The organism is Deinococcus aerolatus (assembly GCF_014647055.1).
Classification (GTDB): Bacteria; Deinococcota; Deinococci; order Deinococcales; family Deinococcaceae; genus Deinococcus; species Deinococcus aerolatus.
The window spans coordinates 34,224-48,935 of the sequence record NZ_BMOL01000009.1; the positions used below are offsets into that span (position 1 = coordinate 34,224).

General features: G+C 69.1%; 14 protein-coding genes. 3 read left to right on the forward strand and 11 right to left on the reverse strand.

Translation table 11 applies throughout. The annotated features are described in order from the left end of the window. Positions 1-46: 46 nt before the first annotated feature. From IEY31_RS10495 to recF, 9 genes are all read right to left on the reverse strand, one after another. The gene (locus IEY31_RS10495; protein ID WP_188971694.1) at positions 47-1,165 is read right to left on the reverse strand and encodes an alanine racemase; all 1,119 of its coding nucleotides are present in this window, start codon (positions 1,163-1,165) and stop codon (positions 47-49) included. Next, entirely contained in the window at positions 1,166-1,630 is a 465-nt protein-coding gene (locus IEY31_RS10500) for a GNAT family N-acetyltransferase (protein ID WP_188971696.1), read from the reverse strand. Between the two features lie 247 nt (positions 1,631-1,877). Continuing rightward, positions 1,878-2,300 carry a DUF3293 domain-containing protein gene (locus tag IEY31_RS10505; RefSeq protein ID WP_188971698.1) on the reverse strand — a complete coding sequence of 141 codons (423 nt, stop codon included), beginning with the start codon at positions 2,298-2,300 and terminating at the stop codon, positions 1,878-1,880. A 6-nt stretch (positions 2,301-2,306) separates the two neighbouring features. Beyond that, complete coding sequence (locus IEY31_RS10510) at positions 2,307-2,684, reverse strand: hypothetical protein (protein ID WP_188971700.1); 378 nt, start codon at positions 2,682-2,684, stop codon at positions 2,307-2,309. Next, complete coding sequence (gene truD / locus IEY31_RS10515; protein ID WP_188971702.1) at positions 2,681-3,754, reverse strand: tRNA pseudouridine(13) synthase TruD; 1,074 nt, start codon at positions 3,752-3,754, stop codon at positions 2,681-2,683. Before truD ends, IEY31_RS10510 begins: the two co-directional genes overlap by 4 nt. Positions 3,755-3,835: 81 nt before the next feature. Next, positions 3,836-4,654 carry a hypothetical protein gene (locus IEY31_RS10520; protein WP_229723487.1) on the reverse strand — a complete coding sequence of 273 codons (819 nt, stop codon included), beginning with the start codon at positions 4,652-4,654 and terminating at the stop codon, positions 3,836-3,838. Between the two features lie 132 nt (positions 4,655-4,786). Next, complete coding sequence (locus tag IEY31_RS10525) at positions 4,787-5,557, reverse strand: MogA/MoaB family molybdenum cofactor biosynthesis protein (RefSeq protein ID WP_188971704.1); 771 nt, start codon at positions 5,555-5,557, stop codon at positions 4,787-4,789. Positions 5,558-5,630: 73 nt separating this feature from the next. Further along, complete coding sequence (locus IEY31_RS10530) at positions 5,631-6,440, reverse strand: DUF721 domain-containing protein (protein ID WP_188971908.1); 810 nt, start codon at positions 6,438-6,440, stop codon at positions 5,631-5,633. 74 nt (positions 6,441-6,514) lie between these two features. After that, positions 6,515-7,642, reverse strand: coding sequence for a DNA replication/repair protein RecF (gene recF / locus IEY31_RS10535; RefSeq protein WP_188971706.1), 1,128 nt, complete (start codon positions 7,640-7,642; stop codon positions 6,515-6,517). Positions 7,643-7,773: 131 nt separating this feature from the next. On the opposite strand from recF, the gene IEY31_RS10540 reads away from it, so the two are divergent. After that, positions 7,774-8,205 carry a DoxX family protein gene (locus tag IEY31_RS10540; RefSeq protein ID WP_188971708.1) on the forward strand — a complete coding sequence of 144 codons (432 nt, stop codon included), beginning with the start codon at positions 7,774-7,776 and terminating at the stop codon, positions 8,203-8,205. Positions 8,206-8,259: 54 nt separating this feature from the next. Here the strand turns inward: IEY31_RS10540 and IEY31_RS10545 are convergent, their stop codons facing one another. Continuing rightward, a complete protein-coding gene (locus IEY31_RS10545; protein ID WP_188971710.1) occupies positions 8,260-9,327 on the reverse strand; it encodes a protease complex subunit PrcB family protein in 1,068 nt (355 codons plus the stop codon). Between the two features lie 174 nt (positions 9,328-9,501). After that, entirely contained in the window at positions 9,502-11,190 is a 1,689-nt protein-coding gene (gene recN / locus IEY31_RS10550) for a DNA repair protein RecN (protein ID WP_188971712.1), read from the reverse strand. Positions 11,191-11,461: 271 nt separating this feature from the next. Here recN and IEY31_RS10555 point away from each other — a divergent pair, with 271 nt between their 5' ends. After that, positions 11,462-12,778, forward strand: coding sequence for an alginate biosynthesis protein AlgP (locus tag IEY31_RS10555; protein WP_188971714.1), 1,317 nt, complete (start codon positions 11,462-11,464; stop codon positions 12,776-12,778). Between the two features lie 268 nt (positions 12,779-13,046). Further along, complete coding sequence (gene pckA, locus IEY31_RS10560; RefSeq protein ID WP_188971716.1) at positions 13,047-14,639, forward strand: phosphoenolpyruvate carboxykinase (ATP); 1,593 nt, start codon at positions 13,047-13,049, stop codon at positions 14,637-14,639. Positions 14,640-14,712: the final 73 nt, after the last annotated feature.

The window sequence follows — 14,712 nt, forward strand, 5'->3', positions numbered from 1 at the left end:
GTCCGGGCGGCGCGAAAAGCGAGGTTGGGGGTTGCGCCAGAGGTGGTCAGCCGCCCACGGCCTGCGCTTCAGGCAGCTCAGCAATCTGCTCGCCCGATTCGTCCAGCACGAATTTGTCGATGTACGCCGAGTTCATCAGATGCAACGCACCCATGTATTTCAGGCGGAATTTGACGTAACTGCCCACCTTCAGCCCGGCCTCGTTCTCGCCCACGTTCAGCACCAGCATGTCGCTGCTGCCGCCGATCACCTCCAGCCTCCCGTCCACCGGTTCCAGGTACTGCGGCGAGATGTCCAGGTACCCCACGTCCAGAATCGCGCGGTGACTGGTGCCGCCGCTGTTCTCGGCTTCGGCAGTGACACCGAAAGGGTTCTTGCCCAGCGTGCCGGAGGGCGTGTTGGGCTTCTCGGCCAGCTCAATCACCTGCGCGTGCAGCTCCAGCACGTCGTCGTGCATGCCGGCGAAGGTGCCTTCTGCCACCAGATCCTGCCCGAAGAACAGCGCCTCGCCGATGCGGAAGTGGTTGATGGCCCCCGGCAGCCCGCCCGCCATCAACAGCGGAATGGTCACGGTGGTGCCGGCGCTGACCCAGGGGATGTCCACGCCATTTTTCAGCTCAATGATCTTCTTGTACAGGCCCAGCTGAATCAGCTTGTCCTCGCTGGGCATCACGCCGTTCAGGCAGTTCAGGTTGGTGCCGATGCCGATGATCTTGATGTTGGGCAGCTGAAACACCTGGGCGTAAAACGCCTCAATGTCCTCGCGCAGCACGCCCTCGCGCAGGTCGCCCATCTCGATCATGATGATGATCAGATGCTGCCGGTCCTGCCGCACCGCCTCGGCAGAGATGGCGCGGATGGTCTCCAGCTCGGTGTTGAAACTCACGTCCGCCCAGGTCACGAGGTCCTCGATCAGCGCCGAGGCGGGCGGCTTGATGTACACCGTCTGCGCCTCTGGACTCAGTTCCTTGATGGCCCGCAGGTTGCTGATGCGCGAGTCCAGCAATTCCAGGCGGCCCAACCGGATCACCTCGTTCAGGAACAGTTTGTTGCCGCACAGCAGCTTGGTGGTGATGCCCCAGTCGATGTGATGCTCGCCGAACAGGGTCTCCAGAAAGTCAAAGTTGGCCTGCAATTTGGGGCGGTTCAGCGTCAGGTAGGCCATTCACTCCCCTCCTGAACGGGTCAGCCGCATTTCGAGGTACTTGTTGGTGAAGCCCAGCCGCTCATACAGCTTCTTCGCGGGGTTATGGGGCTCGACGTGGAGGGCAACGTTGCCCTCCACATTTGCCAGCACCGTTTCCATCAGCTGTTTGCCCAGGCCGCGCCCGCGCGTCTTGCCGTGAACGGCGATGTAGACCAGGATATTTTCGGGAATAAAGCCGCTCATACCGGTGCGGTTGGTGACCACCGCGCCCAGCAACTCTCCGTCTTCCTCAGCGTAGGTCACGCTGCCGCCGCGCTCCTGCGCGTAGGCCAGGCACGCCTGAATGTCTTCCAGGGCGTCGCCGTACTCGTCCAGATGGGTGTGCAAGAACCCGGCCACGCGCTGCCGGTCCTCGGGTTTCAGGGTGTCCGGGGCGTCCGGCCCCAGCCTGTAATTTCTGATGTTCAGGGTTTGAGTGGTCATACTTCGCCCTCCTTCTTGCCCCAACGATAAGGGCTGGTGTGTCATGGCCACCCCCGTTCCTGCTTGAGCAGTGTTTGAGCTCGGAGGCGGCAATCCGGGGGCAGCCAAAGAAAGGGCCGTCCCGCAGCAACAGGTCAGCCTAACGCAAAGGGGCGAAGCGGTTTGGAAGGCACCGTACGGCGCAGGGGAAAGCCCTGTCGCTGTCCTGGCATTTCCCTCCGCATTTCAATGAACCCCGGCACCGCCGTCAATCCGGCAGGAGCCGCACCCAGAACCGCTCCACGCACACACCAGCGGCCTCCAGCCACACCAGGGCCACCCTCCGCCCCACGCCAAAGAGGACGGCGGCCTGACCGAAACGGCGGCCCAGTTCTGCGGCCTCCCTCAAGTGGAGGCCGGGGACAATCACCGATGCCTCGGCCCATTGCCCCTCGCCGTTGACGCCGGGCAGGTGTGGACGCGAGGCGATCAAATCCAGCAACTCACGCCCAGCCCGCAGATTGTCGGCCCGGGGCTGAAGCCTTCCACCCGGATTCCAGGCGGTGACGACGGCCCACCGGTTGGCAGCCCAGGACGGCGCGGCGCCTGGGGATCCGGCGGCGAGGCCAAAGCGTTCGCGCGGCGTGCCGTAGAGCGCGGCGAGGAAAGCGGCTCGCTGGGCCTCCCTCATGTGGGACTAGCGGGACACCGTCGCCATCACGTTGAGCACCACACCCTGACGGAGGCGCAGGACCACGCTGACCTTCTGACCGACCTTGAAATTGCCGCCCAGCACCACGCGGTATCCCGAGTTGCCGCTGAGAATGACGCTGCCGCTGATCGGCACGGACCTGACCACCTCGCAGCGGGGCGCACACTTCATCAACCGGGCGCGGCCCAGGCTGCTCCAGACGCCCATCAGCTCGTCCGCCTTCGATGCCTTGATGCGGCCGGTCAGCAGGGCGCCGCCGTAGCTGGGCGTGAGTTTCAGATCGGCGCTCAGGCCCGGCGGGTTCTGGGCTGCCGCGCCGGGCAACAGCAGCAGGGCCGCCAACGCCGCTCCTTTCCACCTCATTCCTCTCCCCCGGCGTCGTCACCGCTGTCCGCGTCCGCCGGTTCGGCACTGTCGACGTCGGTCTTCATCACCTCGCGCAGCACGCTGGTGGCAAAGCTGCCCTTGGGCAGGGTAAAGGCCAGTGTGTAACCGTCGTCCTGTGGGGTCACGCTGGCCTCTTCCGGGAACACACGGGTCAGGCGCCGGTCCCCGCGCCGGGAGGCGAACACGCTGGGGGTCAGGTCAAACAGCGCCAGGGCCTCGGCCTCCAGGGCTCCGGCATCCAGGGTCAGCGGCTTGGTCTTCTTGCCGAACAGCGTGCCCGTGGCGCTGACCTCACCACGTTCGGCGCGCGGCGACTCGGCGGCGGCGTCCTCCACCAGAAAGACGCCGCCCGTGTCGTGCTTTTTCGCCATATCGCCCGCCAGCAGCGAGGCAAAGACGCCGCGTTCCAGACGCAGGCTGAGAAAGGCATTGAACACCGCGCTCTGCACGCTGGAGATCAGAAAACGGCGCACGCGTGGGTCACGCAAACGCGACTCGCCGCGCAGCACGCGCAGGCCTTCCTCGGCGTTCAGACCGCCCAGGCCGAAGCGCTGCGGACCAAAGTAATTGGGCACGCCGTGGGCACCCAGCGTTGCCAGGGTGGCCTGTGCCTCGGCTGCCCCACCCTCTGCGCCGCGCACGCGCACCACAAAGCGGTTGCCGCGCAGGTGACCCATCCCCAGCTTGTTGCTGTGGCGGGTGGTGTCCAGAATTCGCACACCGTCCAGGGCAAAGTCGCCCAGCCGCCGCTCGTATTTGGCCGGCACGCTCAGCCACTGCGTCGTGACCGCGTGCCGGTCTTTGAGGCCCGCCACGCCAATGTCACGGTCACGCACCCCAAGTTGTGCGCCCAGTTCCCGCAGCACGTGGGCGGTGGTATGCCCGGTCTTTTCCACATGCAGGTACAGGTGATCGCCCTCACCCGACAGCGGGTAGGCCGCAACCTCCTCCACCCGGAAATCCTGTGGTTCCTGGCGCAGGGTCCCGCCGGTGCCCACGTCTTCCGTCCATGCCCGCAGGGCCGCCCATCCAAACACCAGACTCACGATGTCGCACAGCCTATCGCGGCTTCCTGCGGCGGGCGTGAGAGGGCGGGGCCGCAGAGAAACGCAGACGCGCGCGCCATCTCAGTTCAGCACGCGCTGGTCCGCCCGGCCCACCGGGGTCCAGTCGGCGCGGAACAGATGGGCCTCGGACGACTTGTCGGGGCCGTACCACACGCGCACGCCACTGTCGCGCTCGCCCACGGGCAGCAGGGCCTCCTGACCGGCACGCAGTTCGGACAGCACCTGACCGTCGGGGCCGCGCACGCGGAACCACCCGTTGATCCCGGCGGGGGACCAGCCGGCCAGCCTCACCGGGCGCGGCGAGATGTTTCTGAGGTGCGCCCCCTGCTCGCTGAGGGTCACGCTCAGGTCCGGCCAGTCGGGTGTGACGGTGCGGTGCCAGCGCGTCTGAAAATTCAGTACGGGACGGGTTTTCGCGGCTGTGCCGCCTGCCGGATACAGCGCCACCCCCAGCAAGCCCGCGAGACCCGCCAGCAGCGCGGACAGGGCCACCACGAAGGCCAGCGGCTCAGCCTGCCCCCCCTGCCACACGTTCAGGGCCAGCACCCCGCCGATCAGCACCCACACCACTGGCCACGCGGGCGACGGGCGACGGGACGCGCGGCGGTACGGCAGCGGCCAGAACTCGGCCAGCAGCAGCGCCGCCGCCCCCAGTCCGAACAGGGCCGGCACGTCCAGCGTGGGCGTGAGCAGCAGCATGGCCACGCCCGGCACGGCCCACCACGCCACACCGGGCAGGTAGCCCAGCCGGGCCTCGCGGCCCACCCGCAGCACCCAGTGCAGGGCGATCAGGGCCAGCACCAGGGCGTACACCCCCGTGACCTCGGTCAGCGGACTCAGCCCGCTCCACCCGGCCCCCAGAACCCCCACATCTTGCACGTCAGCCTCCCTATGGCCGGCCCTGACCGCCTCCGGCCCCCTCCAAAGTATCTCCCCGTTGCCGCGCGGAATGGAACATCGGCAGAGATGGCCGGGGCCGTCCGAACCGAAGGGGTTGACCGACGGCCACCTCTACAGACGCGGTTCTTCCTTCTTGTGCCGGCCCAGGCGGGATGCAGGATTGCTCGGGCCGCCGGACTGCCGCGGGGCAGCTTCCGGCGCCTCAGCCACATCTGCGGGAGGCACGGCCACCGGCGGTCTGGCCTGGGCCGGAGGTGTCGGCGACACGGCGGGCGACAGGGCCGGCGCGGCAGGCCCGGACAGCACCACGCCCGGCTGCCCGTGGCGCTCGATCTCGAAGGCGAGGTGGCCGATCTCGGCCCCCAGAATGCCTTCCCAGGCAGTCTTGACCGCATTCAGGCTGCCGGGCATGGCAAAGATCGCCGAACCCCGGCACAGCCCGCCCAGCGCCCGCGACAGCATGGCCGCGCCGCCCACCTCGCGGTAACTGAGCATGCGGAACAGCTCGCCAAAGCCGGGGATGGGCTTGGTGATCAGGGACTCCACCACCGGCACGGTCACGTCGCGCCCGGTCAGGCCTGTACCGCCGGAGGTCAGCACCACCGTCGCCTCGCGCAGGAACTGCACCAGCGTGGTACGGATCGCGACAGCGTCGTCCCTGACCACCCGGTAATGAATCACCTCGTGGCCCGCCGCCTTCAGTTCGGTCAGCAGGTACTGGCCGCTGGTATCGGTCTCGGGCGTGCGGGTGTCACTGATGGTCAGCACCGCCACCCGCACGCGGCGCGGCGCGGCGGCGCGGTGTTGCTGGGAGGCGGCCTGTGGTGGGACGCCGGGGCCAGCGCCGTCGGTCTGTTCGGGAGGGCGGGAGGGGTCCGTCATGGACCCACCATACCGCCGCCACACGGGCCGGGGTCAGGCCCCACCTTCCCACCCCCTGACCCGCCGCAGACTGTCAGCGCCCGGCGTTCAGGACGTTGCGCGCCCGTTCGGGCAGGTGGGCGCGGTCCGGGCGTTTCAGGTCCGAGCGGGCACAGCGCAGATGCAGCGCGAGGTACACGCCCGCCTGCTGAGCCAAAAATTCGCGGTAGCCGTCCTCCTGGCCGCTGCGAACGCATTCCAGGGCCAGCAGTTCCAGCTGTTCGTCCAGCCGCCGCAGCGCCAGGTGGCGGGCCGCGTTGGCGCCGCTGTCCCCCAGGGTGTCGGGCAGGGCGGCCAGGTACTCGGGCTGCTGAATCAACACCCTGGCCGCCCGGCGGACGTTGGGGTCATCCAGGGTCAGGGCGCAGGCGCGGCACGGCTGTTCCTGGCTGGCCTCGCCGCACACCGGGCAGGGGCGCCAGCCCTGTTCCTCGCGCCACCTGCGGGAACGGGTGATCGCCTCGGCGGCGCGCAGGGCGGCTGGGCGCAGGTCCTCGCTGACCTCCTGCACCAGTTCGCGGGCGCGGGCGCGGTCCGGGGCGGGCAGCGGGGCCGGCGCGGGGGGCATCACCGGCTCGCGCACGCTGCCCACGCTGAACCGGATGTCACTCAGCGGCGCGTCGGGCAACAGGGCGTTCATGGCCTTGAGAAAATGGTGGCGCTGCATGCTCAGGTGGTGGGCGGCGGCGCTGTCGCGCACGTCCACGAACAGCACGCTGCCCTGCTGGGTGCGCGGGCGCGTGATCCGCGCGATGTCCGGCCCCACCACCCCTGGCCACGCCAGAATGGCCCGCGCCCGTCCGACGCCCTTGGCGATGCGCGCTGTGCCCAGCGTCGCGCCCATCAGCTCGCCCAGCCCGCGCGGCCCGCTGAGGCGGCGGCCCCGGTTGTAGCGGTCGCGGTTGTAACGGTCCCAGCTCACGAGCGGACCTCCAGCGGGGGGCCGGCGAAGTCGTCTTCGGGCGTCAGGGTGCTCAGAGCAGCGGCCAGGGGGGGCGCGTCCACCGGCGTGAACCGCCCCGACTGCGCCCAGAACTGCGCCGCCGCGCCGGGCGGGCGCTCGGTGCCGGTCACGATGGCCTGCGGCACCCCCGCCGCCAGTTCCAGCAGGAAGGTGCGGCGTCCGGGGTCCAACTCGGCGCTGAAATCGTCGATCAGCAGGATGGGCTGCTCACCGAAGCGTTCGGCCAGCAGTTCCAGTTCGGCGCGGCGCAGCGCCAGCGCCACCGTGCGGCCCTCGCCCCGGCTGGCGTACTCGCTGGCCGGGAAGCCGCCCAGGGTCAGCACCAGATCGTCGCGGTGCGGTCCCGAGACGGTGGAGCCTCGCGCCAGTTCCTCGGCCCGCTTGGAGTTCAGATCATGGGCATAGGTTTCAGGCGTCGTTGTTTCCAGCAATCTGAGTTCCAGCGTCTTTCGGCTGCCCAGCGCGGCGTTGGCATCGGTGGCCAGCTCGCCCAGGCGGGTCAGGGCGCGGCGGCGGAAGGTGACGATCTCGGTGCCCAGTTTGACCAGGGCGTCGTCCCACACCGCCATGGCCCATTCCTCGCCGCCCTTGAGGGCCGCATTGCGCTGCGAGACGGTGCGTTCGTAGCGGCCCAGCTGCTGGCCGTAGCGGGCGCTCAGGCGCGAGAGCAGCGAGTCCAGGTAGGCCCGGCGCAGCGACGGCGAGCCGAAGACCAGTTCCGAGTCCTCCGGGCGAATCCACACCGCGCTGCCCCGTGGCAGGTCACCGGCGCGCACCCGCACGCCATCAACCTTGAGCTGCCGCCGCCCGCGGCCCAGCCCCACCTCCTGCACGCTCAGGCTGCCGCCGGACTCCAGATCGGCACGCACATAGGCCTCGCTCTCACCGGACTGCACCAGCTGTTCCAGCCGGCCCACGTCGGTCTGCCCGGTCAGCGCCAGATAGATGGCCTCCAGCAGGTTGGTCTTGCCCGCCCCGTTCTCGCCGAACACGCCGGTCACCCCGGCCCCGAAGCGCAGCGTGCACGGCGCGAGGTTGCGGTAGTTCAAAGTTGAGAGGGACTCCAGGCGCACAGGGCCCATTCTAGGCGGGATGAGGACGGGCTTCTGTGGGAGAGGGTGGATAGCGGGCAGGCATCCGGGCCTGCGCCGCTGGACGACCGCATCTGCTCGGGGCCGTCCCTCTCTAATGTGCGTAATGTTACGCTAGTCCCATGCGGCCCCTGCCCGAATCCGCTCTGGCCCTGGTCCGCGTGACGGTGGGCGCGGTGTTCGCGTGGCACGGCTTCAGCAAGGTCTTTGAACTGGGACTGGACCGGCTGGCCACCGAGTATCAGGCGGCGGGCGTGCCGCTGCCGCTGCTGTTTGCGCCGCTGGTGGCCGTGCTGGAACTGGTGGGCGGACCGCTGCTGGTGCTGGGCCTGGGCGCCCGCGGGCTGGGCGGGGCGCTAGCGCTGATGACCGCGCTGGTGGCTCTGGCTCCCCTGACGGCGGGCCGCCTGAACCCCGAGGGCCTGGACGCGGCCCTGCTGCTGCTGGCCGGAAGCCTGGCGGTGGCGCTGGGCGGCAGCGGTTCGCCGGCGCTGCGGGACCGCAGTTCAAGGGTGCTGCCCCCAGCCCGGATGCCCGGCAGAAGAAGAGGCTGACGCGCAATCGGTCAGCCCCTCCTGTGTCCACAAATTGATTGGGGCTCCTGCGGCTCAGCGCAGCGGCTGACCTGACCCGTCCACGACGCGCACGTTCTGGTACTTGCCGTCCACCCGCACGATGGTCCACGGGCTGGTGATGGCCTGGGTGGTGATGCTGCCGGGACCGGGGGCACGTACCTGGGCCACCAGGGTCAGGGTGTCGCCGGACGCCGTTGCGCTGGTGACCGTCACGCCGTAGCCGCCCGTGGAGCGCTGCCCCAGGAACACGCCGACCAGGGTGCCGGTGCCGGGATCAGGCGCGGCGGGCGCTCCGGTCTGGCGCGCGTAGGCTTGGCCATACAGCGACACCGCCGCCGCAGAGGTGGCGGCCACTGTGACGGTGGGTTCGGTGACGCCAGACTGGCTGCCGCTGACAACCTCGGTAAAGTTCACGCGCGCTCCTGTGGGCTGGGGGGCCGGGGGGGTGGGCCTAGGCAGCTGGGGCAACTGGGCCGCGACGGTGGCGACGCCGGGCAGCACGTACAGCGCGGTCCGGCGGTACTCGCTGGTTTTGGGCTCCACCGCGAGCGCGGCGTCGGCAGCCGGAACGGCGACCAGCACGCCCACCGCCAGCGGCCCCTGGCCCAGCAGCGCCCGGCTCAGGACGCCCGCCTCCTCGGCGGTCAACTGTCCCGCGCTCTGAAGGCCGCTGACTGCGCTGGCCCCCACCGTGCCGCTCAGGCCGCTCAGTTTGCTCCAGGTCTGGCCGTCGGTGTAGTACACGGCGCTCAGGCCGCCGGGCGTGACCACCTCGAAAGAGCCGTTCGAGAGGCGGGTAACGTTCAGTGGCACGGCGATGCTGGACGTGGGCTGGCGGAAGGTGGCCTTGCCGTCCACACTCAGGGTGCCGGGCACCGCCACCACGTCCTCCACCTGCGCCCGCAGGTCCACGGTCTGCCCGCCCAGTTTCAGGCTGCCCGCAGGTCCGCCGGTCAGGGAGCCGTAGACCCACACGATGCGCTCCTGAGAGCCGCCGTACAGCAGCGCCTCGTGCACCCGCAGGTTGCTGGGGCCGGTCATGGTGCAGGCGCTGAACAGGCCCGCGCTGAGAAGCAGGACGGGCAGGAGGGATTTCTTCATGCTTCCAGCTTAGGCAGCCCGTCTGATGACACCCTGAACGGGACCTTGGGCAAACGCACATCTGATCAACGGGCTGGCATGCTGCCCAACGGGTGAATGGACCGCCAAACGAAGAGGCGAGACGGGCCGGAGGTGCGGCCATTGTCTGTGGCTGTCCTCAGGGTTCACGCAGGGTCAGCGCCCGGCCCCGCCCGCCATCAGCTCCCGCGCGTGGCCCAGCGCGGCCTCGGAGGTGTTGCCGCCCAGCATCCGGGCAATTTCCTCCAGGCGCTCGTCGGGCGAGAGCGGGCGCACCCGGCTGACGGTGCGGCCCCCCTCGACGGCCTTCTCCACCTTGAAGTGATGGTCCGCGCGGGCGGCGATCTGGGCCAGATGGGTCACCACCATCACCTGACGGCTGCGGGCCAGCCGCCACAGCTGCTCGGCCACCGCCAGCGCCGCGCCGCCGCCGATGCCGGCGTCGACCTCGTCGAACACCACCGCTGGGGTGTCCGCGCCCAGCACCGTACTGATGGCCAGCATCACGCGCGACAGTTCTCCCCCGGAGGCCACGTCCGACAGCGGGGCCAGATCCTCGCCAGGGTTGGCGGTGAACTGAATGGTCACGTCACTCAGGCCGTACAGGGCAGGGTCCGCCAGCGCGGACAGCCGGAATTCCAGCCGGGCGTGCGGCATGCCCAGCTCACGGATCACAGCCACCAGTTCGGCAGCCAGCGGCGCGGCACGCTCCTCACGGGCGCGGTCCAGCGCGGCCCCAGCGCGGCGCAGCACCTCCAGCAGGGCCTCCACATCGGCGTCCAGGGTTCCAGCGTCCTGCTCGTCACGGGTCAGGGCGGCCAGTTCCTCTTCCACCCCGGCCTGGAAGGTCAATACATCGTCCAGCGTGGGGCCATACTTGGTCCGCAGCTTGCCCAGCGCCCCCAGACGGCCCTCCACGCGCGCCAGTTCCTCAGGGTCCGCCGCGCCGTCCTCGGCCACCGCCCGCAGTTCGCCGGACACGGCCTGCAGGCTGTCCAGGGCCGCGCGCAATTCCTGTTGCAGCGCCGCGCTCGTGTCGTCGTAACGGGCGCTGGCGTTCAGGGCACGTACCGCCTCACCCAGGAAGCCCAGCGCGTTCTCCTCGCCGTCCGAGATCAGGGTCAGCGCCCCTGCCGCGCTCTGGGCGATGGTCTCCAGGTTGGCCAGGCGGTTCAGCTCGGCCTGCAGGGGTTCTTCCTCGCCGGGCAGCGGGGCCACCTCGGCAATTTCATGCGACTGGAAGACCAGCAGGTCCAGTTGCCGGGCGCGCTCTCGCTCACCGGTGCGCAGCCGCTCCAGCCGGGCGCGGGCCTCCTGCCACTCGCGGTAGGCGTGGGTGTAGGCGGCCACCTGATCCGGCAGCCCCCGGTCCAGCAGGGCACGCTGGTTGGCCGGCCCCAGCAGGCTGACCGCGCTGTGCTGCCAGTGAATGGTCAGCCGGGTCTGTGCCCACTCCTGCAACTCGCGCACGCTGACCACCTCGCCGTCCAGCCGCGCCACGCCGCGCCCCTGGGCCGAAACGCGGCGGCTGGCGCTGCTCTGGTCGGCCACCTCGCTCCAGAAGCCGGTGACCAGCAGGTCCGTCTCGCCGGTGCGGATCAGGTCCGTGTTGGCCCGCGACCCCAGCAGCAGCCCCAGCGCGTCCACGATGATGCTCTTGCCCGCGCCGGTCTCACCGGTAAAGACGCTCAGGCCGCCGGCGAACTCCAGTTCCAGCTCGCGGATGGTGGCGAGGTTGCGGACCTCCAGCCGGACCAGCGCCGGGGCAGCTGGGGCAGCCGCAACCGGGAGCCGGGGCAACGTGGCAGTTTTCTCTGCGCGGGGGGCGCGGGCCTTGCGGGTCACGCCCGGTAGTTTAAGGCTTCGCGGCGCACGCGTTCAGCACTGTGAGGCCGGGCAGCATCGGCACGCTGGCGTCGGCATACGGGCCATGAATGAAACATGCAGAGGCCGGGCTCCCCCATTGGCCCTCACTCCTGTTTTCACCAAGCATGAATCTTCCGTTACAGTTCCCCCACGTTGTCACCCACCACGCACGCCACAATGGCGGCATTGTCCGTGCCCCAGACCCCGCACAAAGACGCGGGGGCGGCGGCGGACGCAAAAGGAGTTCACCATGTCCATGAAACACGAATCCACTGGCGGCGTCAGCAAGCGCAGCCTGTTGCTGCTGGGCGGCCTGGCCGCATTGGCCCTGAACAAGGACGTCCGCCGCTCGCTGGTGGGGGGTACCCGCCACGCCTGGCACGACGCCCAGGAAACGCTGGAAGGCACCGTCCGGCCCGCCCTGGCCGGGGCCGCCGGACAGGCCCAGCACACCGCCCAGCAGCTGGCCCACGAGGCCGCCCGGCGCGGGGCCGCAACCCTGGAAACCCTGAAGGAAGAGGGGCCACCCCGCGCGCAGGCGTGGCTGGACACCGCCCGCGAGACGGCGGCGGAGCTGGCCTCAACGGTTCAGGAGCGGGCCTCTGATCTGGCAGAAACGGCCCAGAAACGCAGCGGCGAACTGGCTGAAGTGGCCCAGCAGCGCAGCGGCGAACTGGCCGAAACGGTCCAGAAGCGCGGCAGTCACCTGGCAGAAGCGGCACAGGACCGGGCGGCGGAACTTTCCGCAACTGCTCAGAAACGTGCGGCCAGCCTGGAAAAAGAGGCCCAGAAGATGGCCGGACAGCGCAGCCGGCAGGCCCAGCAGGCCATGCAGACCGCCCGCAAATCTGCCGTCAGCACCCTCGACGACGTTCAGGACAGCGGGCTGGGTCTGCTCAGCAACCTCCAGGGCTGGATGCACGACACCCTGAGCGACACGGGCGACACCCTGGAACACCGCCGCCGCACTGCCGAGAAGGCGCTAAACCGCGCCCGCCGTCAGGCCGAGAGGGAATTGAGCGCGGGTAAGAAAAACCGGAATGTCAATAAGCTGGAGAAAGCGGTGGAAAAGAAGATTGCCCCCTTGCAAAAAGAACTGGGCAAGGAACTCAAGACCCTGGAAAAGCAGGCCCGACTGGCCCGCAAGAGTGACCGCAGCGGCGGCGGCGGACTGGGCGCCGGCGTTACGGCGCTGCTGCTCGTGGGCGGCGGCGCCGTGGTGCTGGCCCGCGTGCCCGCCGCACGCAAGGCCATCCTGGACGTGGTGGATTCGATCAGCCCCGAGGCCGCCCAGAACCTGCACCGCTTCAGCCGCAACGCCCGCAACCTGATCGGCTCGGCGTGGCTGCAGGAAATCGAGGAGCCGGCCGCGCCCCCCGCACCCGGTGCGGCAGCCACGACCCAGGCGGCCACCACCGGCGCCTCGGCCGCAGCGTCGGTCGCCTCGGGTTCACCTGCCGCCGCCCGCACCCAGGCTGAGGAACAGGCCCACAAGCCCGCCAGCGGCAGCCCGGCCGACGCTCCCAGAACCCCCTCCGATAAGGACGCGCAGTCCAAGACCAACTGAGCCAGAGGTGACGCAGGGCCAGATGGGCGACCGGGTGAACACTTTCCTGGTCGCCCATCTGGCCCTCTGCGTTCGGCAAACGCAGAGGCCTCCCGTCTGTCTGAACTGGACACCCCGCCTTGTTGTTTCCCCCATCGTGACACCCGAAAGGTTGGGTTGGAACCGCTTCATAGGCCACAATTGATAGGTTCGTCCATACACCAATTCAGCCGCGCCCCTGTGTGCCGAGCCGATGCGCGGCCTCTTTTGCTTTCAAGGAGCTGACCCCATGAGCCTGACCACCGACAGTCCGCTGACCGATCTGGGCATCCAGAATGCCACCGTTCACCTCAACCCCGGCGTCGACGATCTGTACGCGCACGCCATCCGGCTGGGCGAAGGCGTCAAGGCCGCCACCGGGCCGCTGACCGTGCAGACGGACAAGACCGGACGCAGCCCGAAGGACCGCTTCATCGTGGAGGACGACGAGACGCGGGACGCGGTGTGGTGGGAGGGCTTTAACCGTCCCATCGGCAGCGAGGTCTTCGACGCCCTGCTGGCAAAAATGACCAGCTACGCCGAGGGCCGCGAGCTATTCGTGCAGCAGGTCTTCGCGGGCACCGACAAGGAGCAGCGCATCGCCGTGCGGATGGTCACCGAGATGGCGTACCACTCGCTGTTCGTCCACAACATGTTCGTGCGGCCCACCCCCGGGGAGCTGGCCGACTTCGAGGCCGACTGGACCGTCCTGAACATTCCCAGTTTCCGGGCCGATCCGGCCGTGGACGGCGTGCGCAGCGAAACCTTTATTCTGGTGAACTTCGGCAGGCGCATGATCATTGCGGGCGGCACCCAGTACGCGGGCGAGAACAAGAAGGGCATCTTCAGCGTCATGAACTTCCTGCTGCCGGGCCGCGGCGTGATGCCGATGCACTGCTCGGCCAACGTGGGTGAGGGCGGCGACGTGGCGCTGTTCTTCGGCCTGAGCGGCACCGGCAAAACCACCCTGAGCGCCGATCCCAGCCGCAAGCTGATCGGCGACGACGAGCACGGCTGGACCGATTCGGGCGTCTTCAACTTCGAGGGCGGCTGCTACGCCAAGGTCGTTCGCCTGAACCCGGAAGCCGAGCCCGACATCTACCGCACCACCCAGACCTACGGCACGGTGCTGGAAAACGTGGTGCTTGACGCAAGCGGCGTGCCGGACCTGAACGACGACAGCCTGACCGAGAACACCCGCAGCGCCTACCCGATCACGCAGATCGACAACATTCAGCCGGGCAGCCTTGCGGGCCACCCGCAGAACATCATCTTCCTGACCGCCGACGCTTTCGGGGTGCTGCCGCCGCTGAGCCGCCTGTCGCCGGACCAGACCATGTACCAGTTCATCAGCGGCTTTACCGCCAAGATTCCCGGCACCGAGGAAGGCGTCACCGAGCCCAGTCCCACCTTCAGCGCGTGCTTCGGCGCCCCGTTCATGCCCCGGCATCCCGGCGAGTACGCCCGTCTGCTGGCGAAGAAGGTGCAGGACAGCGGCGCGGCGGTGTGGCTGGTCAATACCGGCTGGAGCGGCGGCATGTACGGTCAGGGCAAGCGCATGAGCATCGCGCACACCCGCGCCCTGATCAACGCGGCCCTGGGCGGCGAACTGGACGGCGTGAAGTTCGAGCGCGAGCCGTTCTTCAATCTGGAGATCCCCACCGAAGTGCCGGGCGTGCCCAACGAGGTTCTCAACCCCCGCGGCGCCTGGGCCGACAAGGCCGCCTACGACGAGACGGCCCGCCGACTGGCCCGCATGTTCCGTGACAACTTCAAGCGCTTCGAAGCAGGCGTGGACCAGTCGGTGACGGACAGCATGCCTGACCCGGACGCCCAGGCCTGACATCAATCGGCAAAGGGAAGGCCCCCGCAAGTCACGCGGGGGCCTTCCCTTATGCACGTTGCGGCGGACGGGG

Coding starts and splice junctions, on each gene's coding strand:
- IEY31_RS10495 (WP_188971694.1), bottom strand. CDS start 1,165: ATGGCCTACCTGACGCTGAACCGCCCCAAATTGCAGGCCAACTTTGAC.
- IEY31_RS10500 (WP_188971696.1), bottom strand. CDS start 1,630: ATGACCACTCAAACCCTGAACATCAGAAATTACAGGCTGGGGCCGGAC.
- IEY31_RS10505 (WP_188971698.1), bottom strand. CDS start 2,300: ATGAGGGAGGCCCAGCGAGCCGCTTTCCTCGCCGCGCTCTACGGCACG.
- IEY31_RS10510 (WP_188971700.1), bottom strand. CDS start 2,684: ATGAGGTGGAAAGGAGCGGCGTTGGCGGCCCTGCTGCTGTTGCCCGGC.
- IEY31_RS10525 (WP_188971704.1), bottom strand. CDS start 5,557: ATGACGGACCCCTCCCGCCCTCCCGAACAGACCGACGGCGCTGGCCCC.
- IEY31_RS10530 (WP_188971908.1), bottom strand. CDS start 6,440: ATGGGCGCGACGCTGGGCACAGCGCGCATCGCCAAGGGCGTCGGACGG.
- recF (WP_188971706.1), bottom strand. CDS start 7,642: ATGGGCCCTGTGCGCCTGGAGTCCCTCTCAACTTTGAACTACCGCAAC.
- IEY31_RS10540 (WP_188971708.1), top strand. CDS start 7,774: ATGCGGCCCCTGCCCGAATCCGCTCTGGCCCTGGTCCGCGTGACGGTG.
- IEY31_RS10545 (WP_188971710.1), bottom strand. CDS start 9,327: ATGAAGAAATCCCTCCTGCCCGTCCTGCTTCTCAGCGCGGGCCTGTTC.
- IEY31_RS10555 (WP_188971714.1), top strand. CDS start 11,462: ATGTCCATGAAACACGAATCCACTGGCGGCGTCAGCAAGCGCAGCCTG.
- pckA (WP_188971716.1), top strand. CDS start 13,047: ATGAGCCTGACCACCGACAGTCCGCTGACCGATCTGGGCATCCAGAAT.